The organism is Methylophaga pinxianii (assembly GCF_020447225.1).
Lineage (GTDB): Bacteria > Pseudomonadota > Gammaproteobacteria > Nitrosococcales > Methylophagaceae > Methylophaga > Methylophaga pinxianii.
The window spans coordinates 1-24493 of the sequence record NZ_JAJAEO010000155.1 but is presented as its reverse complement, the minus strand read 5'-3'; the positions used below and the strand labels follow the sequence as shown (position 1 = coordinate 24493).

The 24493-nt window shown below is 52.3% G+C and carries 31 protein-coding genes and 1 pseudogene; 5 read left to right on the top strand and 27 right to left on the bottom strand.

The features are described from left to right. Positions 1 to 160: 160 nt before the first annotated feature. The 11 genes from LGT40_RS04745 to ccmA form a co-directional block, all read right to left on the bottom strand. Positions 161 to 514, bottom strand: coding sequence for a DUF1622 domain-containing protein (locus tag LGT40_RS04745; protein ID WP_226070231.1), 354 nt, complete (start codon positions 512 to 514; stop codon positions 161 to 163). A 183-nt stretch (positions 515 to 697) separates the two neighbouring features. Beyond that, a complete protein-coding gene (locus LGT40_RS04735; RefSeq protein ID WP_226070229.1) occupies positions 698 to 1444 on the bottom strand; it encodes a cytochrome c biogenesis CcdA family protein in 747 nt (248 codons plus the stop codon). Next, entirely contained in the window at positions 1444 to 2322 is an 879-nt protein-coding gene (gene ccmI / locus LGT40_RS04730) for a c-type cytochrome biogenesis protein CcmI (RefSeq protein WP_226070228.1), read from the bottom strand. Before ccmI ends, LGT40_RS04735 begins: the two co-directional genes overlap by 1 nt. Further along, complete coding sequence (locus tag LGT40_RS04725; protein WP_226070226.1) at positions 2319 to 2774, bottom strand: cytochrome c-type biogenesis protein; 456 nt, start codon at positions 2772 to 2774, stop codon at positions 2319 to 2321. The genes ccmI and LGT40_RS04725 overlap by 4 nt, the downstream gene beginning before the upstream one ends. Next, entirely contained in the window at positions 2771 to 3295 is a 525-nt protein-coding gene (locus LGT40_RS04720) for a DsbE family thiol:disulfide interchange protein (RefSeq protein WP_226070223.1), read from the bottom strand. The genes LGT40_RS04725 and LGT40_RS04720 overlap by 4 nt, the downstream gene beginning before the upstream one ends. Next, the gene (locus LGT40_RS04715; protein ID WP_226070222.1) at positions 3292 to 5253 is read right to left on the bottom strand and encodes a heme lyase CcmF/NrfE family subunit; all 1962 of its coding nucleotides are present in this window, start codon (positions 5251 to 5253) and stop codon (positions 3292 to 3294) included. Before LGT40_RS04715 ends, LGT40_RS04720 begins: the two co-directional genes overlap by 4 nt. Next, complete coding sequence (gene ccmE, locus LGT40_RS04710; protein ID WP_226070220.1) at positions 5250 to 5705, bottom strand: cytochrome c maturation protein CcmE; 456 nt, start codon at positions 5703 to 5705, stop codon at positions 5250 to 5252. The genes LGT40_RS04715 and ccmE overlap by 4 nt, the downstream gene beginning before the upstream one ends. Beyond that, entirely contained in the window at positions 5702 to 5884 is a 183-nt protein-coding gene (gene ccmD / locus LGT40_RS04705) for a heme exporter protein CcmD (protein WP_226070218.1), read from the bottom strand. Before ccmD ends, ccmE begins: the two co-directional genes overlap by 4 nt. Continuing rightward, positions 5881 to 6615, bottom strand: coding sequence for a heme ABC transporter permease (locus tag LGT40_RS04700; RefSeq protein WP_226070216.1), 735 nt, complete (start codon positions 6613 to 6615; stop codon positions 5881 to 5883). The genes ccmD and LGT40_RS04700 overlap by 4 nt, the downstream gene beginning before the upstream one ends. Positions 6616 to 6629: 14 nt before the next feature. Beyond that, positions 6630 to 7313, bottom strand: coding sequence for a heme exporter protein CcmB (gene ccmB / locus LGT40_RS04695; RefSeq protein WP_226070215.1), 684 nt, complete (start codon positions 7311 to 7313; stop codon positions 6630 to 6632). Beyond that, positions 7310 to 7915: a cytochrome c biogenesis heme-transporting ATPase CcmA gene (gene ccmA, locus LGT40_RS04690; protein ID WP_226070260.1), complete on the bottom strand. Its 606-nt coding sequence runs from the start codon at positions 7913 to 7915 to the stop codon at positions 7310 to 7312. Before ccmA ends, ccmB begins: the two co-directional genes overlap by 4 nt. A 760-nt stretch (positions 7916 to 8675) precedes the next feature. On the opposite strand from ccmA, the gene LGT40_RS04680 reads away from it, so the two are divergent. Both LGT40_RS04680 and LGT40_RS04675 read left to right on the top strand, forming a co-directional pair. Then, positions 8676 to 9611, top strand: coding sequence for a Tn3 family transposase (locus tag LGT40_RS04680; protein WP_226070214.1), 936 nt, complete (start codon positions 8676 to 8678; stop codon positions 9609 to 9611). After that, positions 9612 to 10145, top strand: coding sequence for a hypothetical protein (locus LGT40_RS04675; RefSeq protein ID WP_226070213.1), 534 nt, complete (start codon positions 9612 to 9614; stop codon positions 10143 to 10145). It begins immediately after the preceding gene. Here the strand turns inward: LGT40_RS04675 and LGT40_RS04670 are convergent. Beyond that, positions 10096 to 10543: pseudogene (locus LGT40_RS04670) on the bottom strand (Tn3 family transposase); the annotation flags it as partial. The gene LGT40_RS04675 and the pseudogene LGT40_RS04670 sit on opposite strands and share 50 nt — an antisense overlap. Between LGT40_RS04670 and LGT40_RS16555 the strand changes: the two are divergent. Next, positions 10518 to 10757 (top strand): cation efflux transmembrane domain-containing protein, encoded by a 240-nt coding sequence (locus LGT40_RS16555; protein WP_226070212.1) that lies wholly within the window; start codon positions 10518 to 10520, stop codon positions 10755 to 10757. The pseudogene LGT40_RS04670 and the gene LGT40_RS16555 sit on opposite strands and share 26 nt — an antisense overlap. On the opposite strand, the gene LGT40_RS04660 is transcribed toward LGT40_RS16555, so the two are convergent. The 15 genes from LGT40_RS04660 to LGT40_RS04590 all read right to left on the bottom strand — a co-directional run bounded on the left by LGT40_RS04660 (position 10732) and on the right by LGT40_RS04590 (position 21956). Next, complete coding sequence (locus LGT40_RS04660; RefSeq protein WP_226070211.1) at positions 10732 to 11139, bottom strand: DUF1622 domain-containing protein; 408 nt, start codon at positions 11137 to 11139, stop codon at positions 10732 to 10734. The two genes, LGT40_RS16555 and LGT40_RS04660, sit on opposite strands and share 26 nt — an antisense overlap. 15 nt (positions 11140 to 11154) lie before the next feature. Further along, a complete protein-coding gene (locus LGT40_RS04655) occupies positions 11155 to 11865 on the bottom strand; it encodes a cytochrome C (protein ID WP_226070210.1) in 711 nt (236 codons plus the stop codon). A 50-nt stretch (positions 11866 to 11915) separates the two neighbouring features. After that, positions 11916 to 12674, bottom strand: coding sequence for a hypothetical protein (locus LGT40_RS04650; RefSeq protein WP_226070208.1), 759 nt, complete (start codon positions 12672 to 12674; stop codon positions 11916 to 11918). Continuing rightward, complete coding sequence (locus LGT40_RS04645) at positions 12671 to 14509, bottom strand: 2Fe-2S iron-sulfur cluster-binding protein (protein WP_226070206.1); 1839 nt, start codon at positions 14507 to 14509, stop codon at positions 12671 to 12673. Before LGT40_RS04645 ends, LGT40_RS04650 begins: the two co-directional genes overlap by 4 nt. A 213-nt stretch (positions 14510 to 14722) precedes the next feature. After that, entirely contained in the window at positions 14723 to 15091 is a 369-nt protein-coding gene (locus tag LGT40_RS04640; protein WP_226070204.1) for a hypothetical protein, read from the bottom strand. A 147-nt stretch (positions 15092 to 15238) separates the two neighbouring features. Further along, positions 15239 to 15655 (bottom strand): hypothetical protein, encoded by a 417-nt coding sequence (locus LGT40_RS04635; protein ID WP_226070202.1) that lies wholly within the window; start codon positions 15653 to 15655, stop codon positions 15239 to 15241. A gap of 304 nt (positions 15656 to 15959) precedes the next feature. Beyond that, complete coding sequence (locus LGT40_RS04630; protein ID WP_226070200.1) at positions 15960 to 16220, bottom strand: hypothetical protein; 261 nt, start codon at positions 16218 to 16220, stop codon at positions 15960 to 15962. A 284-nt stretch (positions 16221 to 16504) separates the two neighbouring features. Continuing rightward, positions 16505 to 17056, bottom strand: a complete 552-nt coding sequence (locus tag LGT40_RS04625; RefSeq protein ID WP_226070197.1) for a DUF411 domain-containing protein — start codon at positions 17054 to 17056, stop codon at positions 16505 to 16507. A gap of 100 nt (positions 17057 to 17156) precedes the next feature. Further along, positions 17157 to 17810: a methyltransferase family protein gene (locus LGT40_RS04620; RefSeq protein WP_226070195.1), complete on the bottom strand. Its 654-nt coding sequence runs from the start codon at positions 17808 to 17810 to the stop codon at positions 17157 to 17159. Further along, entirely contained in the window at positions 17800 to 18102 is a 303-nt protein-coding gene (locus LGT40_RS04615) for a DUF2933 domain-containing protein (protein WP_226070193.1), read from the bottom strand. The genes LGT40_RS04620 and LGT40_RS04615 overlap by 11 nt, the downstream gene beginning before the upstream one ends. After that, entirely contained in the window at positions 18099 to 20480 is a 2382-nt protein-coding gene (locus LGT40_RS04610) for a heavy metal translocating P-type ATPase (protein ID WP_226070190.1), read from the bottom strand. The genes LGT40_RS04615 and LGT40_RS04610 overlap by 4 nt, the downstream gene beginning before the upstream one ends. A gap of 16 nt (positions 20481 to 20496) precedes the next feature. Further along, complete coding sequence (locus tag LGT40_RS04605; protein WP_226070188.1) at positions 20497 to 21057, bottom strand: c-type cytochrome; 561 nt, start codon at positions 21055 to 21057, stop codon at positions 20497 to 20499. A gap of 59 nt (positions 21058 to 21116) precedes the next feature. After that, positions 21117 to 21416 (bottom strand): hypothetical protein, encoded by a 300-nt coding sequence (locus tag LGT40_RS04600; RefSeq protein WP_226070186.1) that lies wholly within the window; start codon positions 21414 to 21416, stop codon positions 21117 to 21119. Between the two features lie 35 nt (positions 21417 to 21451). Then, the gene (locus LGT40_RS04595; protein WP_319000259.1) at positions 21452 to 21649 is read right to left on the bottom strand and encodes a copper resistance protein B; all 198 of its coding nucleotides are present in this window, start codon (positions 21647 to 21649) and stop codon (positions 21452 to 21454) included. Between the two features lies 1 nt (position 21650). After that, on the bottom strand, positions 21651 to 21956 hold the full coding sequence (locus LGT40_RS04590; protein ID WP_438861568.1) for a twin-arginine translocation signal domain-containing protein: 306 nt from the start codon (positions 21954 to 21956) through the stop codon (positions 21651 to 21653). A gap of 174 nt (positions 21957 to 22130) precedes the next feature. On the opposite strand from LGT40_RS04590, the gene LGT40_RS04585 reads away from it, so the two are divergent. Next, entirely contained in the window at positions 22131 to 22817 is a 687-nt protein-coding gene (locus LGT40_RS04585; RefSeq protein WP_226070184.1) for a heavy metal response regulator transcription factor, read from the top strand. Then, entirely contained in the window at positions 22807 to 24204 is a 1398-nt protein-coding gene (locus LGT40_RS04580; RefSeq protein WP_226070182.1) for a heavy metal sensor histidine kinase, read from the top strand. The genes LGT40_RS04585 and LGT40_RS04580 overlap by 11 nt, the downstream gene beginning before the upstream one ends. Positions 24205 to 24493: the final 289 nt, after the last annotated feature.

Sequence of the window (24493 nt, the reverse complement as noted above, 5' to 3'; positions counted from 1 at the left end):
GATAGCATGCGAGATAAGTCGACATGGACTCATTTACTGTCATCCTGCGTATCGGTCGTACCATGATCATTCTTAGCTTAAACCTTTGTGTTACACCTAAGTCAATATCAGAGCCAGAGCACCAAAACACATCGTTACTCTAAGGGTTACTATAAACAAACTAGCCTGCTGTGGAAGTCTTTTGTTGCGCAGCTCGACGAATCTCAGTTTGCAAGAAATAATTAAGTACGGTTCGTAATACTACAATGGCGGCAAGCTTGCCGATTTCCTCCCAGCTCGGCGCAATTGTGGTTCGCAAAATATCAGCTGCTAACTCAAATTCGATTGCAAGTGAAAGCCATAACCCAAATTGTAGTCTGACATCCTCCTTCTCTGCGTTAGAGGGGCTTCGCCGAAAAAATAGGCCTGCTACGGTCACAGCGCATTGCAGACTTGCTAACCCGATCAATAAAGCTGCAATAATCTCAATTGCGCTAACTAGGTAAAGCATTCCACTGCTAACAATAGGAAGCAAGAAACTCTCCTCCTGTACGCGCAAGGTCCACAATAAATCCCGCTTCTGTTAGACCTTGTTGAAGGTAGTTCCCAGTTTTCACTTCGTCTTCGACGATAAGCAATCTCATTACTACACACTCCTAAAAACTGATGGCGTCATAGGTAAGAGCCCCAAGCAACTCGCGTAAACGTCGCCACATCATTAACCAATCGCGCCCAGCGCCGGGAATGTCCTAAGCAGCCAAATAGCAAAGCGAACCAACTGCCCAGTTGCCACAGCAAGCCCCATAAGCACCAAAATTGCACCTGAAATAATTCGGAGATAACGGCCAGCTTGGCGCAGGGAGCTCAGTTTGCGCATAAACGGTGCTGTGAAATATGCAGAAAGAAGAAACGGTACACCCAGTCCGAGCGAGTACACGGCTAGTAGCAGAATACCTTGACGCATACTGTCTGATGTTGCGCTAAGTACGAGGATCCCCCCCAGTACGGGACCAATGCACGGTGTCCAGCCGAATCCGAAGGCCAGGCCCAATACTGTCGCTGACCAAGGACTTCCCCCCGCTTTTTTTGGATCAAACCGGTAGTAACGCTGCATTGTGAGGGGCATGCGAATTAATCCCATCATCATCAGGCCAGCAACGACGATGATGGTTCCAGCGATGATATTTAGCTCATATCGATACGAAAGAAATAGGCGCCCGATCGCGGTGATGCTGGCTCCTAAAATCAGAAAAACTATTGAAAATCCCACAACGAAACAGGCACTAAGCCCTAATGCTCGCCAACGAGCAGCACGAGCCCCACTCTGCAACGTGCTTGGCTGCGCTGTTCCACCCGCAATATACGAAAGGTAGCCCGGCACAAGCGGCAATACACAGGGCGATAAGAAGGACGCAATACCGGCAATAAATGCAGTTAACAAACCTATTAGGGTTAACTCAAGCATTATTGATCTACCGTGCTCATGGATTCTCCACCATTTGACGTTTCGGCCTGCTCTCGACGCGCCCGCTCAATGCTGCTACCAACAATCTGCGCGGCATCCGAATCTGGCGGAAGCATGCTTAGTAACTGCTGCCAGTAATCGATGGCGGCCTGATAATCTTGCCGCTCAAGCGCGGCCGCGCCAGCTAGAGTGAGTGCAAACGGCTCCTGTGGATCAATCGAAAGTGCCCGCTCTAATAGGTGCGTTGGTTCACCTCTGAATCCTTCTGGTTTGATTCTGGCGAGTGTCTCAGCATATTCTGCCAGTGCTAGCGGATCCGTTTCAATGACGCCGTCAGCTTTTGAAAAGGCCATTGCCGCATCTTCATATCTCTCAAAGTAACGATGCGATCGCGCCAACATGAGCCAACCAGCAGGATCATCAGGGTTGCTTGCTAATCGCGCTGTAAGTGAGTCCACCATTGTTTGCACATCGGCCTGCGTCAACATCGGAACACTCTGTACGGGCGGCGGCGTAATCGCGGCAGGATTTCCTATTGCGAGGTACGTCAGCACCGCGGCCACTGGCAAAATAAAAGTCAGAACTATCGCTGGTCGTTTGCCCGCCGTACGTCCCAGACGTCCAGTCGGCCCTGGGGTCGACTCATGTAGTACCCGCTTTTGTAGCTCTTGCTGTGCGTCGGCCAGATCGTCTGACGTCAATATGCCATTTGCATGATCTTGTTCGAGTTCTAGCAACTGGTCGCGCAGTACCGCGGTATTGACGGCGTGATGCTCGATCTCCGGGTCATGCCTGACTCCACGCCAAAGAACACGTCCGAGCCATAACGTGATCCATGCAAGCAGTATGGCAGCGATCGTAATAAATGGAGCATTCATGGTTGTTTTCCAGGGTCTTTGATTTGTCCAAGTAATGCTTGGGCCCGCTCGAGATCATCCGCACTTAATACCTTGTCAGCGAGCGCACTTCTTCGACGCTTTAACGTTATCGCAAGGATGAGAAGTCCAAAGACCAGCAGAAGCAAGGGCCCGAACCATAGCAATACCGTGGTGGTTTTTAGCGGTGGACGATAGAGCACGAAATCACCATAACGTTCTACCATATAGGTTCGGATCTCTGAATCCGTTTTGCCCGCTTGAATCTGTTCACGTATTTGCTGGCGCAGATCGACAGCAAGGTCGGCACGTGAAGCCGCAATGGACTCGTTCTGGCAGACCAAGCAGCGCAGCTCCGCGGCGATGCCCTGCAGACGCACTTCCGCGGGGTCGTTATTTGCCCAGGATGGTAGCGCGATAAGGACGCTGATCAGCGTTAACCACAAACGATTCATTTCTCCAGCTCCCGTATCATGGGTAGAATCGTGTCGCGCACCGCGTCGTGAGTCACCGGACCGATATGTTTATACCGAATAACGCCGGTCTGATCGATAAGGAATGTCTCGGGCACACCGTACACGCCATAGTCGATACCCACTCGCCCTTGCGTATCCGAAACAGTCACTAAATAGCTGTCGCCATGACGGTTTAACCATGAAATGGCTTCATTGCGTATGTCCTTGTAATTCAGACCCACTACCGGCACCCCATGCTCTGTAGTCAGCTCCCTGATTACGGGGTGTTCTTCCAGGCAGGCGAAACACCACGAAGCCCAAACATTCATCAGCCAGACTTTGCCTTTCATTGCATCGGGTGAGAATGTTTCCCCCGGGTTGGCCAACTGGGGCAACGTAAATGCCGGTGCCGGTTTGTCTATCAATGGAGACGGTACTTCACTGGGTTTGAGCGTCAAGCCGAACGCCAGAAACCCAAGCAAGACGACAAAGCCAATCAACGGAAACAGAAATCGACTCATGCCTTGGCTTCTTGTGCAATCACGGCCGTCCGTTTTTCGCGACGCTTAAGTCGATAGCGACGGTCGCTAATCGCTAACAAGCCGCCAAGTGCCATCAAGATGCAGCCGATCCAGATCCAATCAATAAAGGGCTTGTAGTGAACGCGCACACTCCATGCGCCGTCGGCAAGGGGTTCCCCTAAGGCGACGTACAAATGACGTAATCCGTTCGCATCAATAGCGACCTCCGTCATGGGCATTTCCGAGAAAAAATAATTGCGCTTTTCGGGATGCATTAAACGTAACTGCCTGCCATCACGTGACAGAACAATGTCACCGACCTGGGCCGCGTAGTTGGCCCCCAACTCACTCCTGACGCCCCGGAAGGTAAGTTCATAGCCTGCGGCGGTCACTGTTTGTCCCGGAGCCATACGAATATCCTGTTCCGTTTCATAACCCATGACCAACGTCACGCCCACTACAAATACAGCCATACCCAGGTGGGCGATGTGCATGCCCATCCAGCTACGCGGTTGCGCGAGCAAGCCACTGCGCGTTGCGCGCATACGTTTAAAGATTCCCATAACAACCGCAGTGGCGATCCATGCTGCCAGCGCTATCCCTAATGCAACAAGCGCCGACCATCTTCCATATAAAAAGGGCACACCCACACCCGCTACCACCGCGACGAAAAGAGGAAGGTTCAACTGCTTTAATACATCACGGAGCTTTGCCCTCTTCCAGTTTGCCACTGGACCAACCGCAATAAGGAGTAACGCGGGCACCATCAGAGGTACAAACACCAGATTGAAGTACGGTGGACCAACAGAAATTTTGCCCATCCCGAGTGCATCAATAAAAAGTGGGTATAGCGTTCCCAGCAGAACAGCCCCGGCTGCAACGGCCAATAGGACGTTGTTTACTAAGAGAAGCGACTCGCGCGAAAACAGCTCAAACCGCCCGCCTAAGCCGACCTTCGGTGCACGTATCGCAAACAGGAGCAAGGACGAACCCACCACCACCGCGAAAAGCATCAGTAGGAATACACCACGGCGGGGGTCGGTTGCAAAAGCATGCACAGACGTCAACACGCCGGAGCGCACAAGAAAAGCGCCTAACAAAGAAAGTGCAAAGGTGCTGATAGCAAGCAGAACGGTCCAGTTCTTGAAACTGGCTCGTTTTTCGGTCACCGCTAAAGAATGAATGAGCGCTGTACCTACCAGCCAAGGGACGAATGAGGAGTTTTCAACGGGATCCCAAAACCACCAACCACCCCAACCGAGTTCGTAATAGGCCCACCAGCTGCCCAAAGCTATCCCTAAAGTCAGAAACAGCCACGCCGCAGTGGCCCAGGGGCGAGACCAGCGTGCCCACGCCGAATCCAGTTGCCCGGCAAGTAGTGCCGCAATCGCAAACGCAAAGACGACAGAGAACCCCACATAACCCATATACAGAAGGGGCGGATGAAATATCAGACCCACATCTTGCAAAAGCGGGTTCAGATCCATTCCTTCCATGGGTGCCGGAACAAGGCGCTCGAACGGGTTTGACGTCAACAGTACAAATAGCAAGAAGCCCGCTGTGACTAAACCCAACACCCCCAACACGCGTGCAACCATGACATCGGGGAGCTGCCTGGAAAACAGACTTACCGCGTAGGCCCATCCTGTTTGCATTAGCAACCACAGCAGCAAAGATCCTTCATGTCCGCCCCAGACGGCCGCCATCCGGTAGAACCAAGGCAATTGCGAGTTGGAATTAACGGCGACATAGCTGACCGAAAAATCCTTGACAATAAACGACCACATCAACAGCACAAAACTGATGGCGACGAGAGAAAACTGAGCACGGGCTGCAGGCCGCGCAAAGCCAATCCATGTGGCATTTCCGCGTGCTGCACCGGCTAAGGTAATGCCGCCTTGTGCAAGCGCGACAAATAGCGTCAGAATAAGAGCAAAGTGACCAATTTCAGGAATCATGGGTATTGTGACCTTGTTGCATCTGAAGTCTTGCTTGCTTGATCCAGCGCATGCTGGGCTTCGCGAGGCATGTAGTTCTCATCGTGTTTAGCGAGGACTTCTTGCGCACGGAACAAACCATCAGGACCGAGTTTTCCTTGAGCGACGACGCCTTTGCCTTCACTGAACAAATCGGGCAGGATTCCCGTATAACTGACGGGTATTGTTTTGGCGGTGTCCGTTATAAGGAAATTGACTGTCAGACCGTCACCCACGCGCCGCACACTACCGGTCTGCACCATTCCGCCCACGCGAAAGGCACGCTCTTGCGGCGCTTCTCCCGCCGCGACTTGTGTCGGGGTGAAGAAAAACAACAAGTTACTTTGGAAAGCGCTCAGCACTAATGCTGTCGCAACGCCCAATACGGCTAAGCCACCTGCAATGAGCGCAATACGTTTGTGACGTGTTTTCATTTTGAATCCTCCGCGCCTAACGCTGCATCGCGTTTAACGTGCGCCAGCGCCGTCTTGCGACGTTTAAGAAGAAAGAGACATTCAGCGTAAAGAACCAGTACGGTCACGCCCACCGACCCCCAAACATACGTGGCGTAGCCACCCATCGCGAAAAATTCGTTCGGATTTGTCCAATTCATTGCCGGATCTCCTTCAAATCATTTACCCAAGCAGTTCGGTACTCACGTTCGAGAATGATGCAGCGCACACGCATGAGAGCGACCGCAATCGTGTACATCCAAGCAGCCAGAGCCATAAGCAGCATTCCGATCAGCATGATCGTTGCCATTGACGGCGCTTGCGTCAGTGACACTGATGCGCCTTGATGCAAGGTGTTCCACCATTGCACTGAAAAATAGATCACCGGGATGTTGACCACGCCAACCAATGCGAGGACTGCCCCTGCCTTATCTGCACGGCGTTGATCGTCTATGGCGGACTGAAGTGCCATAAACCCCATATATAGAAAAAGGAGTATTAGTTCAGAGGTCAACCGTGCGTCCCACACCCACCATGTCCCCCACATCGGTTTGCCCCACAATGCTCCGGTCCACAGTGAAAGAAACGCAAACATGGCACCAGTAGGCGCCAAGGCTGACGCCATCATGGCCGATAATCGACTGTTAAATATCAGTCCTACTGCTGCCCAAAATGCCATGACGACGTAAATGAACATCGACATCCATGAGACAGGGACGTGAAGGAAGATAATCCGATACCCGTCGCCTTGTTGAGCGTCCGTGGGAGCCATGAAAAACCCCACGTAGAGTCCAGCCACGGTCAGGCAGAAAGCCGCTGCAGCAAACCAAGGCATAAGCTTCCCGGCAAGCGGATAAAACGTTTTGGGGGATGAATATTTAAACCAGTTCATCTTGTCGTCACTTACTATTCCAAAGCAATTCGTAAAGCCGCCGTTGTGGCCATGGGAGAAAAAAAGCCGGCAACCAGCAGCATGGCGGTCAATAACGAAACATTCGCTGTGGCACCTAATCCAGATGCCGCCGCGTCAACTGCCCCTGTACCAAAAATCAGCACCGGTACATAAAGGGGAAGTACGAGTAGCGCGACAAGAACGCCGCCGCCACGTAGCCCCAGCGTCAAACTGGCTCCAATCGAACCAATCAATGCCAACACTGGCGTACCGATTAACAGCGTCGTCGCTAATATCAGTATGGACGTCGTCGGCAAGTAGAATTGAAGTGCCAACAACGGAGCAAGTAGTGCCAGAGGCAAGCCGGTCATCAGCCAATACGCCACTACCTTTCCAACGACCATTGCACTCAGTGGTGCCGGGGAAAGCGCCAGTTGCTCTAAGGTGCCATCGGCGTAGTCTTGCTCAAACAGGCGCGGAAGCGAGAGCATCGTTGCCAACAATGCGGTAACCCATAGAACGCCTGGCGCGATTCTCCTGAGCATCTCGACATCAGTACCGACGCTTAGCGGGAAAAGGCTAGTCACAATCACAAAAAAGAGAAGCGGAGTAATCGCATCCGATTTTCGTCGCATGGTCAGCTTGAGTTCGCGATGAACTATCCAATAAATTGCAGAAAGACCGAAGGCGTCTTTCATGCCCCTATCCGCATTGTTTGCAACGGGCTGGCCAGGGCCATATCTTGATGGGTGGTAATTACCGCAATACCGCCATCATCAAGATGCCTATCGACCGCTTGTGCAACATGCTGACTTGCCTTGGTGTCCAAAGCCGTCAAGGGCTCATCCAAGACCCACAGAGTGCGCCTGGAGAGAAATAATCTCGCGAGGCTGACACGTCGTTTCTGACCCTGGGATAAGGCTCGCACCGGCATATGGGCACTGCCTTGCAATCCTATGCGTTCCAAAGCATCCTGCACAACCGACAGTTCAACCGGTTCGTTTACTAATGAAGCGATGGACTGCAGGTTCTCGGTGGCACTTAAGCTGTCTTTCAGTCCCAATGGATGGCCGCAATAAAGCAGCTCTCGGCGGTACTCGGCCCCTAAATGTTTAATTAATCTGGTCTTCCAGTTGATCGTTCCTGCAAAGGGCGGTGTCAGCCCGACAAGCATGCGTAAAAGGCTTGTTTTGCCGCTTCCGTTCTCGCCGGTGATGAGGAGGCCCTCGCCAGACCTTAGAAGGAAACTCACATCATGAAATAGGTGGCGTTCACCACGAACACAGTCCAGATTACTCACTTCAAGCACTGCCTTTCCTTACTTGCTATGTTTTAGTGATCGTTGCGCTGCCTTGAGAATGTCCGCCAGGAGGTGCTGCGAGATCGGTTATGGGACTTTAGTCTTACGCTACTGACGAGACCATGACTGCACGATTACAAAATTGTCATGCTGCAATATGCATCGTTTCATGTGGGCGTTCACGCCGGTTAGCCAGGTCAATACTGCCCTGCCGACTCTCAGTGCGTCGACTTCGGGCTACGTTGCGATTGCAATGTTCGCTTCCATCGGGAAGATGACGGAATCGCCATACGTGAAGCGTTCCACAATAAGACGCGTTGCCTTTTCCACTTTCTCCACCAGAGCTAAGCGCTCCGGGGCGCACATAGACGCAAACGCCGGCACGGACGTCGCTGCACCCATTATCAGGCTTCTTTGAAGTGTCCGCAAAATCGGGGTAGAACCCATGGACTCGTCCCGTTTTATGAGAATAAATACGGTGGGAACGACCTGAGGAAGGGACTTCTTGTACTGTTAGCCATGGAATATAGTCCTTACCATGCCCTTGGCCACGCCCCTCTTTAATACGACGGGCAATTTGTACTTCTGAGAATGAAGAGTTTGCTTTAGCCATAATAAAAGTCCAGTATGCTTTTTCACAGCATAACTGGACCTCTAAAAGTTCTCAACTATTTTGTTAAGTTCTCATCTTTCATGTCATAGTTCTCAACTATTTTGTCCGTTTCTCAACTTAATTGTCCGTCCATACCAGCACCACCAAATGCCATTCAGTGAGGTACACGGATCCGGCCAGGTATCGTCATCAGACGCGCAACGTTTTCGGATCCGGGCTGACAGTCTTTTAGCGGCCTATTATCCCCGGTATTACGGTTACTATGAGAAAGCGATCGGCATCTATACCCATGTGTCCGATCAATACTCCGTGTACAGCACCAAAGCCATTTCCTGTAATCCGAGGGAAGCGCTATACGTCCTTGATGGAATACTGGAAAACAACACCATCCTCAAGATCAGGGAGCACACCACCGATACCCATGGCTACACGGAAATCATCTTTGCGCTGTGCTACCTGCTGGGATACTACTTCATGCCCCGGATCCGCGATCTCAAGGATCAGCAGCTCTACCGGGTAGAGCGTAACGTCAATTACGGCGTGTTCACGCCTTTGCTGAATAAGACGGCGGATCTGGATATTGTTGAAGAGCAGTGGGATGAAATGATTCATGTGGCCACATCTCTAAAGGAACGCACGGCACCGGCCCATGTGATTGTAGAACGGCTGACCAACAGCTTCCCATCTGACCGGCTGGCGAAGGCCTTCACCAACCTGGGAAGGATCATCAAAACTGAATACATCCTGCGCTACATTACCGACAAAGATTTGCGCCGCACGGTTCAACTCCAACTCAATAAAGGTGAGTATCGACACAATCTGCCGCGCTGGATCTTCTTTGCCAACCAGGGCGAGTTCACTACCGGTGACTACCTGGAGATCATGAACAAGGCAAGCTCATTAAGCCTGGTGTCCAATGCCATCCTGTACTGGAACACATCCAGAATCAGCAATATCGTTGATGAACTCCGAAAACAAGGAGAGACGGTGGACGATGACCTTCTGGCCCACATCTCCCTACTTCCCTACAAACACGTGTTGCCCAATGGCACCTACTTTATCGAAAAAGAGGAAACGAAATAGATGGGTGAGGTCCACAATTGTCTGCCACGCCTGACGGTCAATCAATTGTTGATCCGTGATCTTATGGCCGCGCAAGCACCTTGTTTCGCAATGGGTTATGTGGAAGACCGGAAAGAGAAATGCGGTTTTATTGCAGTGCTGCCAGAGAGACCTATACCAAACCAGCGTAACGCACCAGGGCATGAACTTCGGCCACTCAGTTTTAGGCACAAGCCAATACAAGGTGCTTCACTTGGGTTTGAGTTTTATGGCTATGCCACTTATCACGGCTTGGTGCGTGCCGGTAACCCGATCATCCAAGCAGTGATTTCAACCATGCTGGATACACAAGACTACTTTTTCTTCGCCATTAATCCGGATCAAACCGTTACAGCCTTTCGATCGCAATTTGATGCTCCTGACCTGGCTGGACTACGAACCAACCAGGAGCAATTTGGCGAGGACAGTTGTTCTTCAGAGCAGTATGAAAGTGCGGCGAAGACCTTTACCAAGAACCCGGATCCGCCCGGTAACCTTCTGGTTCCAGTATCTTAATGCCAAAATTCAACGGCGGGACCTCTCTTTCCAGGTCCAGATTGTAGTCACCAAAGCGATTGATATTGGAATTGCGATATGGCGAGAGCCCATTCAGTAGCTCTTGGTTGATAGCGACACCCTCTTTAGCCAAAGTCCTTGAGGACGTGGGTCATTTTCTCGACGTTATAGAGAATCACCATGTTCGCGACAAGTTGATTGTTTTTGACTACTTTTCGCTGCTCATGGCGGATGTTTTCAGCGATGATGCCCTCTCCTCCGAAAAAGAGCCATTTGATAAAACCATTAAATTCTTCACTTTTATTTGTCGCTGACTGAATGGTTTTTCGAAGCGCTATTTCATCAATATAGCGAAGCAAAAAAAGCGTTCGGATGGCCTTTCCCAGCTCTTTGAATGCGGTGATGTTTGTCGTCGAATTCACAGCAGGTTGGTTGGCACGTTCGAGTGATTTGGTGGCGGACTCCATGGATATGCTGGCCGATGTGCTGGCGTATTCCGTGAGTCTGTACGCTGTTGTTGGTAGAGGGCTTGCTGAGAAAGAAAAAGCGGCCTTGCTCAACGGTAGCCTGCAACTGTTGTTGGGCGTCAGCGCTTTCCTGCAGACGAAGTAGTGCGTCCGGAATCTTCTCGTTCCGACTCCGGTGGGCCTGATTCATCTTTATTGCGTCCGGGAACGGAGCAAAATGCGTGTCGCAATTCATACGCAATACTCAGACTCAGTACAGTTCTCACGACAATCACCAAGCCCAACAAAGCAATGCCCTCCAGCGTGGGGGTATGCAACGTGGCAAGAATGTCCGCCGCAACGAGAAATTCCAACGCCAATACCAGACGTTGACCGAATTGCAGTCGGAGTGGTTCGATATCTTCCCGTAGCCCTTTATTGAACCAAGTGCGTACAAGATCAAATGATGACAGTGCTGCAGCACAGGCAATAATCAAGCCGCCAATCCCTTCCAGGATCAACATGGCAAGATGTAGCAACGTTTCCATTCCGTCCTCCGGATGTTAGTGATGTTTGTACCAACCGACGTTCTTGATGTCATTCCAACTGTTGGTTTTATGGCAGAGAAAGCATTGAGAGACGTCGGCGTGCATCACACCCGATACTTTCATAGACACCATCTTGAAATGTTCCATGTAATGACTCGGCGGGGCTTGATGACATTGCGCGCACTCTGTCGACGTCGCTGCCGGATGTTGGAACTCGGGTACGGTCCATGCGGCGGTTGAGTGGCAGATGACGCAGTCGGCGCCAAAGAGGTTGCGATGCGGCTCTTCGTTGCTGTGGCAGTTGGCGCAGTCTAAAGGGGTTTCGAGCACGGATATTCCTTTATGCGGTGCTGCCAGATTTCCGATCCGCTCGTGCTCTTTGGGTGGCAAAAGCTGTCGGCCAATTTTGGCCAGCACCTTATGATCCATTTTTATTGGGCGCTGATTATTCCCCAGATGCTCTACATGGCAACTGCTACAACTACCGATATCTGCGTGAAAAGCGGTGGACTGTGTCCCCAGCAAGGCCTTATTGTTGGCGTGGCAGACGATACAATTGTTTGCCTCTACACCTTTGACTGGCGTATGACAAGCAGCGCAGTCGTGCTCGAGGAAAGCATGACCACCCGTCAGCGGACCGGGGTTTGCCATGCGTTGCCAGGTTATTTTATCAAGTAGGCCCGAGGCCTTGCCGCCAGGATGCGCGCCACCGTAATAGACCCACATTGACAGGGCACCCATGACAACTAGCGCGACTAAAAAATGTGGCCAAAGCTTCACGTAAACCACCGTAAACCGAAGTAAATACCTGCCCATACATGCAGAGCCAGCAGCAGGTACAGAACAAAAGCAATGGTAATGTGAAAGCGCAGCCACCACTGGAAGGCGGATTTGAACCATTGGTGCATCTTCACTGCATACTCAATCTCTGCCATGGCATCCACCAGTGCAAGCGCCCGCATCGGTGGAGGGCTTTCTTGTCCCAGCTGATTTCTCAGAATCAGCTTATTGGCAATCCAGCGTGTGAAAAGCCCTGTAAATGAACGCAGCATCGCGGCATGTCCCGGATCTCCGACCAATTCCGCAGCCACTTGGCGGTAACTGATTCCCAGTTGGGTAAGGGTTTCTTTTTTCTCACGGATGGTGTCGGAGAGGCGAGTCAACAGGTAGCGACCAACAAACCCGCTGAGGACAACAATCAGGGTCATGACGGTGAGTGCGATACCCAATGCACTATCGAATTTGTGGCTGGAATGGAATATGACGAGAATGGGTCCCAGCACACCGGCATAAATATGCCAGGTTAACAATGTTCGCATCGACACGAACCTCGTAACCCACCGGTTCAGGATTTTGATGCGTTTTACGATGAGGTAGGCCAGCGGAATCAGCATCAGCACCGCTCCCGACACACCAAGCACCCCACCGATAGCACTACCAGGAAAGCGGGGCGAGCGATGGAAAAGGAATCCCAACCAGAAAGCCAGCAACAGCAGGACAAGTGCTGTGACGATAAACCGTTCGCGTTCTTTCATGCCTTTACCGAAATGTCGCAATTGGCTTTGGCTTGGCAGGCCAATATTAGGTTTTTTTCCTTATCCCCCGGCTCCAGGCCGTCTTCAACGTCCATGCTAACTTCACCAGCAAGTAGCTCTACCCGGCAAACCCCACATATGCCGGCGCGGCAGGAGTAATCGATGTCCACGCCCAATTCTTCAGCCACATCGAGCACAACTTTATCAGGAGGAAGGGGTCCCGCTCTGTCCGAATCCGTGAAGGTAACCGTGGGAAGCCCAGGCTTGGGAGAACTGGGGCCTGCGGTCTTCTGATCAGCGCTCGGCAAGCGTTCCTGTTTGCCAAGAGCTGGACCGAATGCCTCTGTTTTAATGCGGTCTTTAGGTATGCCAAGTTCTGAGAGAATCTGCTTCGTCGCCTCCATCATTGGGACAGGACCGCAAATATGGATATAGCGTGACGGCAAATCCGGGATTGACTCGGCCAGCAACTCTTTGGTGATGCGCCCCTGAGGGCCAGCCCATTTTTCCGCCCCGCTTTGCGATACTGTAATGACCACCTGAAGATTGGTGTGACGGCGCCTCAAATACTCCAGTTCTTCTCGAAAAATGATGTCCTCTGGTGCACGGCAACCATAAACCAGGAAAATGTCACCTTCCCAACTACGATCCAGAAGATAGCGCAATACACTCATAAGTGGGGTGATGCCAACACCTCCGGCAATCAGAACAATGCATTTGCATTCCCGGCCTGTGAAAACAAACGAACCGGCCGGTCCCGAGAGATCCAGCAAGCTACCTTCGTGGATCTCGGAATGGAGATAACCGGACACCACACCCTCAGGCGCATGTTTGACAGTGATTTCGATGTAATCCCGTTGTGTCGGCGAAGAGGCGATCGTATAGCCACGGCGAACAGTTGCTTCACCGTGTGGCACTGTGACTGTGATGAATTGCCCGGGCAGGTAATCGAAAGGCAGCATCCCTCCGACCGGATTCACGAGCCGGAACGTTTTGACGTCGCCGGTCTCCTGGAAAATACGACTGATGCGCAGCTGCCCCGACCAGGGTCGTCCAGACGCGGTAGTCTCGGCAGATCCTGGGAATTGGATTGGCGGCGGCATTGGGGCCTGCAGAGGTGAAGGCTGCCGCGCTGGCGCCGCTAAACTGCTCAGGAGCTGCGAGGCCCGGCGCATCTTGAGTATGTACAACCAAAAGAAACCGGCGATGAGCGCTGACGAGCTGAGCATGATCCAGAAATGGAACCAAGTCATATCCATGACCCCGGTGTTTACAGCAGGCGGGTTTGGCACAGGCAGTTCCATTTCGCGTCGGAACCAGTCGAGAGCAACGGCCTGCGGATCGTCGGTGCCGACCAACACCTGATGAGCCGCTAACCCACTCTCGAATCGGGCCATACCTTCATGCAGCAGGCTCACGGCCTGTTGCATCAGTTCATAATCATTGGAGGATGCAGAATCGGCGAGGCGGGTGAGCCCGTCGGTCATCAGTGCCGTGCCACTGGCCATACGTTCATGGGCAGCGGCTTCCACCTCCGCCCGTTTTTCGGGCGGAAGATCAGACAACGTCATGAGTGATGGATAAATCTCTTTCGGGGGAGATACACCCATTTGGCGCATCATCTCACCCATGCCTTCCATCATGCCGGTACTTTTTCCGACAACCGGAGAAGCTGGTGTGAATTGTGGTGGTGGGGCCGCTACGTCTGGGTGATGAGCTTGATGATCCTCCGGGGAGACCTGAGCCTGAATGGGGCCGGACAAAAAAACAGTTGCTACGATCAGGTATATCGTTGCCCGCTGTAATAGTTCGGAAAAGCGTTGGAAAGCGGCCAAAGGTAACCACCTATTCAGGTTTAGAGAGCTGGATACTTCCCAATATGACGTATGTTTTTTGCAATGAGACATGAGGTTTGGGTTCCGGCTTCAGTAAACGTTATATAGCGATGATGATATTACTGGTCGGTTTGCGAGCTCGGGCAGGAATGTAAACTGCCTTTCCTGTAGCGTGCAGGCAAAGGCAGTTTGCATTTTTTCTTAAGCAATTACTTACTGCTTGGCGGATTTTTCATGCAACTCAGCCAAGGCATCGTACTCTTCGGCTACAGATTGCTGAAGCTTGATGACACGTTCACAATGTTTTTGTGTGGATTTTCCGGCAGCCATACCCTTCATTTTAGCGTGACTATGGCGATATTTGTCTTTCATTTTCTCATGCAGACTGGCCTCTTCTCGCGCCTCACCGGCCTTTTTTCGGTAATAGTCGGCAATCGCCTTATGATCTTCTGGCTTATCGGTCATGCTGTTCAGCAGTTCCATGATAGGTTCTTCGGCAGGTTGGGTTTGTGCCTGAGCCTGGAAAGAAAATACCAGCGCTGTTGCCACAATCAGATTGAAAAACAATTTAGAAAATTTCATATGTCTATCTCCGTTTTGATGAAAAATTACGCCGGATAACCCGGCATGTAAAAAACCTGTTTCTATTGAGTGCAATGACAGTTGTGTACCTGTTTTACTTTTGCGCTTGTCGCCTTCGCGCGATGTCAGAAAAGTGAGCAAGGAGGCTTACATATGGCCACCAGACATACCCATACCACCTTTCATCTGACCCATCATTTGTTCCATCATTTTATGCATCATGTCCATGCGATCATTCATCATGTCCATGCGTTTTTCGGCGTTCATTGTGTCTTTTTGAGAATCATTTTTCATATTCTCACTTATCATCTGCATGCCGTGCTCCATGGCTGTCATGTGCTCCTGCATAAGCTTTTCGCGGACTTCAGGATTCTGTTCTGATCGGATGCGCTCCATCAGCCCTTTCATTTTTTCTATTTGGGACTGCAGGTCGGGCATTTGAGTGGATTGTGTCGACATGCCGCCAGCCTGCGTAGCCGGGTCACTTTGAGTATGTCCGCTTTGGGAAAACGCCGGCATAGCGAAAATACTTGTTAACGCTAACGCTGTGATAATCTTTTTCATTGATGTCTCCAAAATTGCTATTTAAAACAACGTAATTGACAGCTTGTAAATGGCCAGCCGCAGATTAATCAATTCGAGCCCAGGCCAAGTTGATTTGAAGCAAGCTTTCGCCAGAAGCATGCGGTTTTAATTTACGAGCCGCTGCGCTGAGTTACAGCATAAGCAGGACTCACACATCTCAGGATGTCACCAAACAATGAGCATAAAGTGTTTCCCGTCCATGTCAACGCCATGATCATAAGTTATCCTCGTAAGAAGTCTCGCAATCAACTAAAACTGGTGGATATGCTTTATATCTCGTCCTCTATTTTTGAAGCTCTACGATGTCATTTTTGACAATGTCACCTTCAATGACACGCGCTTTGGCGAAGTGATCATCGATGATATTTTCAATTTTCACTGTACCTACTGGCGCTCGGTGCCAGTTTGACCCGCCCTCTTCAACGACACCTTCTGTAAATACTACTCGGTAAACACTCAACAACTGCCCGGGTTCGGCACCGTCGCGTTTACCTACACATACCACCACATCGGACGCCGTAGACTGAACTACCTGGCCTCTCATGATTTGGCCGTGATAGAAGGGGCTATTGGCGCAGCCTGCAAGCCACAGGATGGCTGTTCCAAGCACCAGGACGCGTAAAAAAACGGATTTTCATAGCGGACTCCTTTTTGAGTTGTCGCTGATAGGGGGAAGTGCGTGGCTAAAAAGCTTTACCCATTTGGTACCTCCGAGGTTAGTCGCTTATGTCTGTCACAAACATGACCCCAAGATGACGATGTTGTAATGTTTAAGCCATGTTGATGCGTGCAGTCGGCGTGCTTGATGGAGAATGGCATTAACTCCTTTCATAGTGTTCCTTCTTGATATTGGTGTGTCTGCTGTTCCACACGAGCGAATACCTCGGTGCTGCCATCGTGCTTCAATAACAACACCTGATACGGTATGAACTTATCGCCCACTTCCATCCCGGGGCTGCCCACCGGCATGCCGGGCACGCTCAGGCCAATTGCATCGGCAGGAGGATTATCCAGAAACTGTTGGATGTAGCGGGCCGGAATATGGCCTTCAAACACGTAGCCCCCTGGGGAGACGGCCGTGTGGCAGGAACGCAAATTGGTCGCGATGCCGTGCTGATCCTTAAAGCGTTCAAGATTCGCCGGATGACGTGTTTCAGTGGTAAAGCCCGCTCTTTCTATGTGACTGATCCACTCCTTGCAACACCCACAGGTTGGGCTTTTATAGACCGTCAGAAATGTAGTTTCCGTGCTGGCGGTAATCTCCAGACCCCCTCTATCTGGGGAGGAAGGCGCACTCGTCGGATCTGAAGTGTCACAGCCAGTTAGGAATACCAGAAAAAACAGGCCCATGAGTGAGCCAGCTACGCGTAGTAATGACATGATCTTGTCTCCGAATGGATTGATATCCAGGTCGCATCAATCGCTTAGTAGGCAGCGAGCTGTAATATACTCCCCGCCTTAAAAAAATCTGACCGGTTTTTCATAACCCTTCCTTGAGAAGTTGAGGTTTCAGGCTCGGCAGCCAGGCTGGCACGCGTCCCTGATAATCGCGATAGTGTTCCCCAAACTCTTCCAGCGCGCGTTGTTCCTCACGTTTGGCAAGGCGGACATAGACCACAAGCAATACGGGGAACATGATCAGCGTCGGGATCGTAGGCCATTGAAGTAAAAAACCAAACATGATCACGATGAACGCAAGGTACTGCGGGTGTCGGCAGCGGGCATACCAACCGCTGTTCGCCAATTGGCGGTTTTGCTGTGCCTTGTGCAATACACTCCAGGCGGACGCCAGCATAAAGAATCCCAGAACAATCAGGATATTGCTCGCCAGATGCAGGGGATCAAAGTGCGGATTACCGTCCAGTCCAAGGAGCGTATGCAGCAAGTGGCCGTTGTCGTGTGATAGGAAGTCCACGCCGGGGTACTTTTCCGCCAGCCAACCGGAGAGAAAATAGATGCTTAACGGAAACCCGTACATTTCAGTAAACAAGGCCACGATAAAGGCAGAAAACGCGCCGAGACTCCGCCAATCCAGCTGGCTTTGAGGTTTGACGAAGCTGAAGGCGAAAAAAATAAAAATGGCGGAGTTGATCAGAACGAGGCTCCAAAGGCCGTATGCAGATTCACCGTGCATTGTTGTTCTCCTCCTCGTCCGCTTGACCACCTCGTACCCGCGGCGCCTCACCTTGGAAGCGGTGAGGTGCATGGGACGAGCTTTCGGACTGGGTTTCCTCTGAGTGATGATGCCCATGCCTACCATGCATAAACAGGTGCATTAAGGGGCAGGCCAGCAAGATCAGGTAAGGCAGAAACGGCAGGACATGGTCGCGATGTTCGATCAGCAGAAAATAACTTGCTGCGCCGATCAGGCCTATCGCGGCCAAACCTTTGGAAGTCAACCAGAAGGAGCCTGAATGCTTGTTCATTGATCAGCTCCGGTGATTTTTCGCTGCCGCAGACGTAGCGCGTTACCCACCACCGACACGGAGCTCAGGCTCATGGCCAGTGCGGCAATCAGCGGCGACAATAGCCAGCCGGTTACCGGATACAGCACACCGGCGGCTATAGGCACACCCAAAGCGTTGTAAAGAAAAGCGAACATCAGGTTCTGGCGCATATTTCGAACGGTGTCCAACGAAATCCCACGCGCCACGGCGATACCGCGTAGATCACCCTTGACCAGGGTCAGTTGCGCCGTGCTCATCGCCACATCCGTCCCCGTACCCATAGCAATGCCGACATCGGCGCGGGCCAAGGCGGGTGCGTCGTTGATGCCGTCACCGGCCATGGCCACCTTGCGTCCATTAGCCTGCAACTGTGCCACCAGTTTGTCCTTGTCTTCTGGACGTACCTCGCCGTGTACCTCGTCGATACCAAGCGTTTGCGCTACTGCCTGGGCAGTGGTGAGACCATCACCGGTGGCCATAACGATATGCAGGCCTTGAGTGCGCAGTTGCGTGATGGCTTCAGGGGTGGATGTCTTGATGGGATCGGCGACCGCCAGCAAGCCTACCAATTGCGGACCAGCCGAAAGGTACATCACACTGGCGCCTTGGGTTCGCAGCGCCTCTGCTTTATCAGACATGCCGCGCCAGTCGATTTGCAGCTCATCCATCAGTGCCGTATTACCCAAGGCAAGAGACTGTCCATCCACATGTCCGCGCACACCAATACCGGAACTGGATTCGAAGTCATTGACAGGGCTCAAGGCCAATTTCCGATTGTGTGCCTCAGCGACAATGGCATGAGCGAGCGGATGTTCGCTGCCTTGGTCGAGACTGGCGGCCAACCGCAGCACCTCGTCTGAGCTGCTGCCGGGTGCTGCCGCTGCAGACAGGAACGCTGGCTTGCCCTGAGTCAGTGTTCCTGTTTTATCGACGATCAAGGTATCGACCTTACACAGCTGTTCAATCGCCGCAGCGTCTTTGAAAAGGACACCCCGGGTTGCTGCGTTACCGGTAGCCACCATCACTGACATGGGTGTTGCCAGGCCCAGTGCGCAGGGACAAGCAATAATCAACACCGCCACCGCGTTGATTAGGCCAAATGCCCAACTGGGTTCGGGGCCAAACATCCCCCACAGGATGAAAGTGGCCAGTGAGACGGCGATGACCACCAACACAAAATAACCGGCGACCACATCAGCCATACGCTGCATCGGTGCTCGAGATCGTTGAGCGTTGGCGACCATCTGTACAATCTGGGAAAGCACCGTGGCCGACCCGACTTTTTCCGCGCGCATGATCAGAGCGCCGCTGGTATTGAGCGATGCACCGATGACTGCATCGCCAGTGCGCTTGCTGACCGGCATGGGTTCACCCGTCAACATGGATTCATCAATGGCACTGTTACCTTCCAGCACCACGCCATCGACCGGCACTTTCTCACCTGGGCGAATACGCAGGCGATCGCCCGGATGAACATGGGTCAGCGGAACATCTTCTTCCGTTCCGTCATCCCGTAAACGTCGCGCCGTCTTGGGCGCCAGTCCCAGCAGCGCCCGAATTGCCGCACCGGTTTCGGAGCGAGCCTTCAGTTCCAGCATTTGACCCAGCAGCGTCAATGAAATGATGACCGCCGCCGCCTCAAAATAAACGGCCACATGGCCGGCCTCACGAAAGGATGCGGGGAAAATATCCGGGGCGAGCACAGCAACTACGCTGTACACGTAAGCCGCACCAGTACCGGTACCAATGAGCGTCCACATATTCGGTGCGCGCAAGCGGATGGAGTGCAGCCATCTCACAAAGAAAGGCCACCCTGACCACAGCACCACTGGCGTCGCCAGCAGCAGCTCTACCCATGGACGAGCGCCGCCCAGCAAATTGTCGAAGGCGCCGCCCGACATGGCAATGAGAGTAACCAGCACAGTCAATGGCAAGGTGTACCAAAATCGGCGACGGAAGTCCGCCAGCTCGGGATTTTGTTCGGTTTCCGCACTGGGCATGACCGGTTCCAGGGTCATGCCGCACTTGGGGCAGGTGCCCGGCCCCGGTTGCCGAACCTCCGGATGCATCGGACAGCTGTATTCGACGTTGCTATGCGCTTCGTTCAGCGTGTCATGCGCGACCGGTGAAGTGGGCTTTTCGAGGTAATCGGTGGGGTTGGCAACGAACTTTTTCCGGCAAGAAGCACTGCAAAAGGAGTATGTCTTGCCCCGAAATTCAGCCTTGTGAAGTGACGTGGCAGTCACAGCCATACCACAGACAGGATCGGTCAGCGTACCGCCCGAAGGCTCGGCGCGTTGGCCACTGCAGCAGGATGCTGATATGTTATCGCCTGTGTTTGAATGATGATGCGGCATAAGCTTACTCCACCGTTTAATGATGTTCGGCCTGATCATCGCCACGCGCCGTCAGGATTTGATATTGCTCCGGTGTCAGCTCCGGCAGGCGCTTCAGGAAGGCCACCATGTTCCAGATACGTTCATCGTCATGACCAGGGCCCCAGGCAGGCATGCCGGATGCTTTGATACCGTGCTTGATGATCCAAAAGCGTCGCTGGTCCAGCGCATTGTTGATACCGCCACGATGTTCGTCACGGGTCAGGTTGGGCGGTGCAGGGTAAAGCCCCAGCGTAAAGTCGCTCTGTGTCTTACCGGGTTTCAAATGGCATCCCGCGCACATGTCGTTGTAGTCAGCACCGCCTGAGAGCAGACGATCCGAGGAATCCAGATTCATGGGTATCTCTACGTCGCCTGCCGCGCGCGCGATAGAGCGCTCACGCAAGGTTTCCAATATCCAATAGGTGAAGCGGTTATGAGGTACGTCAGCACCCATTGGATACCACCCTGAGTAGAGAAATACAGCCCCGCCTGCGATCACGATAACTGCTATTGCCAACAAGCACTTGACGCAGGACAGTAATTTGCCAGAAGCCATGAGTCCTCCTCAAAAACCTGACGGTTGCCGATGGTAACTTGCAAGCCACGTTGTCTCCATTAGTGCTGATGCTCGGACGATTTTTTGTTGTCCACACCATGCTTGCCATGATCATCGGTGGCGGAAGAAGGGGTGTGCGAGTCTTCCTCCCCGTCGTCCCCGTCCTTCACGCATTTCTGCATCATGGCCTTCATCACCGGATCATCCATATCCATCTTGGAATGATCCATGTCTTTCATCGCCTTACAATCGGGTTTTTCGGCGTCTTGCCTATGTTCCTTGGGATCGTGCGCTTGCACCGACAGAGCGATAATCAGGACAGGCAATGCCGCAAAACGGGAGAGGGATTTCAGTTTCATGAGGTTGACTCCTTAAGTCACAGTAGAAAATAGGTTTAGAGCCAGAATTTCAATCCGACGACCCACAGCGTGTCAGCATCCGGTTCATCGGCAGCACGGGCAAAATCAGCCGTACCGCCAAACTTGCTTGTCCATTCAACGCCGACATAGGGCGCAAATTGGCGCGAAAACTCATAGCGCAGTCGAAGTCCCAGGGCCGCATCAGACAGTCCGCTGCCCAAACCGTTGTCCACATCATCCTTGCCATACAACGTAATTTCGGCACGGGGCGCCCTCTCGGAAACGAAGTGTCGGGGCGGGAATAGAACCATTGATTGTGGTTGCCATGCGTATGGCACCGGTGAAATTGACGGGCATCTCTTCAATTACCAGATCTACTTCTCGACCGCTCAAAATCGGCGCAGAACCGGTCCGGATACTTGGGTTATCTCGTCCCCTCGCATGTAACCATCCCGGTGCCCAGGCCAAAACACCGCCGGCGGCCAATCCCTGCACGAAGCGTCGCCGAGAAAGGTTCAACGGCCTGTTTGGTCTGTTCATTCGGATTCCTCATTCTGTCATTGTGACGGGTCAATTTTTCCGAGGCTCTCAACATAATCAATGCACCCTGTCATCAACATGACCACAAGATGACAATGTTGTAATCTTTATGTCATGTGGCTGTGCGAATCGGCCCATTAGACTGAAAGGCCAGTTCAGAAGGGGAACCTGACTATGCGTCTGCTTGTAGTAGAGGACGAAGTAAAAACCGGTGATTACCTGCGGCAGGGCCTGGCCGAGGCCGGCTTTCTGATCGTGCTCGCGCGCAATGGGTTGGATGGACATCATTTGGCCATGACGGAAGCTTTTGATCTGATCATTCTCGATGTGATGCTGCCCGATATGGAGGGCTGGCGCATCGTGCAATCCCTACGCGAGGCGGGACACCAGACCCCGGTATTGTTTCTCACGGCACGCGACAGCGTGGATGACCGTGTCAAAGGACTGGAACTGGGTGCTGATGATTATCTCGTCAAGCCTTTTGCATTTTCAGAGCTGCTGGCACGGGTGCGGACACTCCTGCGCAGGGGAACGGTACCTATGCTCACCGATCATTTGCAGGTGGCGGATCTGATACTGGATCTACCACGGCGCCGGGCCAGTCGTGCCGGCACAAAAATCATACTCAGCCAAAAAGAATTTGCCTTGCTGGAACTATTTGTGCGTCGCCAGGGGGAAGTATTGCCACGCTCCTTGATTGCTTCCCAGGTGTGGGACATGAATTTTGACAGTGACACGAACGTAATTGATGTCGCTATTCGTCGCTTACGCGCCAAAATCGACGACAACTTCGAGCCAAAACTCATCCACACCGTTAGGGGGATGGGTTACAAACTCGATGTGGAAAACGATGATGCGTAGAAAAAAATCGTGCCCCAGCCCACTCACGTCGCGGGTCCTGGCGTTTGTGACCCTGGCAACTGGTCTCAGTCTGGTGTTGAGTAGCCTGCTAGTGTTGCAGTCGATCCGAGATCACTTTGCGGAGCAGGATGTCGACGAGCTACGCACCATCGTTCAATCCATAGAGCACACTCTTAGTACTGCACTGGAAAACGGCGCCTCCATAGAGGAGTCCCTGGCAAGGGCCGTTGCCGGTCATCATGGGGTTTATTTTCAGGTGGAAGATGACGATGGTACCTTGTTGTTTCGCACTCCCGGAATTGACTTTTTTGACGGGGCTGCCGCGCTGTCACCGGTGCGCGTCATCGATGAAGACCATGTTTCCGTGTGGGCCAGCGGCGGCAAAAATTTTCGAGGCGTGGTCACCACTCTGACAGCAAGGTCGGAAATCTATCGAATCACTGCCGCTATCGATCTTGATTTTCATCTGTTTTTTCTGCACAGCTTTCGCAATAGCCTATGGCTGATCATGCTCGGAACCGGGGCCATCACACTGCTGGCTGCCTGGTTTGGCATCCACCAGGGGCTTTTGCCGTTGAGGAGTTTGAGTGAGGGTATGCGCAAGATTCAGGCTAATCACCTTGATGAACGCCTCGACGCGGATACCTTGCCCACTGAACTCAGGGAATTGGCCGTGTCGTTTAATCAAATGATTGGACGCCTGGAAGAAGGGTTTGAGCGCCTATCACACTTTTCAGCCGACATCGCGCATGAACTGCGGACGCCGCTGACGAACCTGATTACCCAAAGTCAGGTTGGTCTCAGCAAACCGCGATCAGCGGATGAATACCGTGAATTGCTGTATTCCGGCCTGGAGGAGCAAGAACGGATGTCCAAAATGGTTAGTGACATGCTTTGGCTGGCGAAGAGCGATAACGATTTGATCAAACCTGTATTTGTCCCATTAGACCTGACTCAAGAGTTTAAAGAGCTGTTCGAGTTTTTTGATGCACTGACAACGGAACATCAGGTGCAACTGGTGTTGGAAGGTAACGCTCCCGTCGTGAGAGGTGACCGCGCGCTACTGCGCCGAGCGTTCTCGAACCTTCTATCCAACGCCATACGCTACACCCCACACGGAGAAATCATTAGAATCCACTTGTCAGTGGATGAAGGCGCACATGCCACCGTTTCAATTGCCAATCCCGGCGAGGATGTTCCAGCCGAGCATTTGCCGAAACTATTTGATCGATTTTACCGGGTAGACCCATCCCGCCAGCGACAAAGTGAAGGTACCGGCCTGGGGTTGGCCATCACCAAGGCTATAGTGGAGTCTCATGATGGGGTTATCAGTGCGCAATCCGGGAACGGAACCACTTGTTTCGTTGTTTCGCTTCCCTCTCGCTAGTCTGATTTATATATAGAGGTGTTCTCCAGGAGCGGGGTCTCACGCGTTCATCAGAGCTGTTGGCTTTGCGTGACCTACTTTTCCCCAGATATCGGTCTATTAAACACTCCAGACCGGGGGATATCCTCAACCTGCAGCGTGACCTTGAGGAAACCCTGAGACAGAGAATCAAGAATTCAACGGAAAAAGTGAGCTGATGACAGAAAAAATTGCAGCGCTTACCGGTCAGAAAGCAGATATTCATAAAGAAGTGGCTGTGTTATCACGGGTTTGGGTGGCGCAAAAAAAA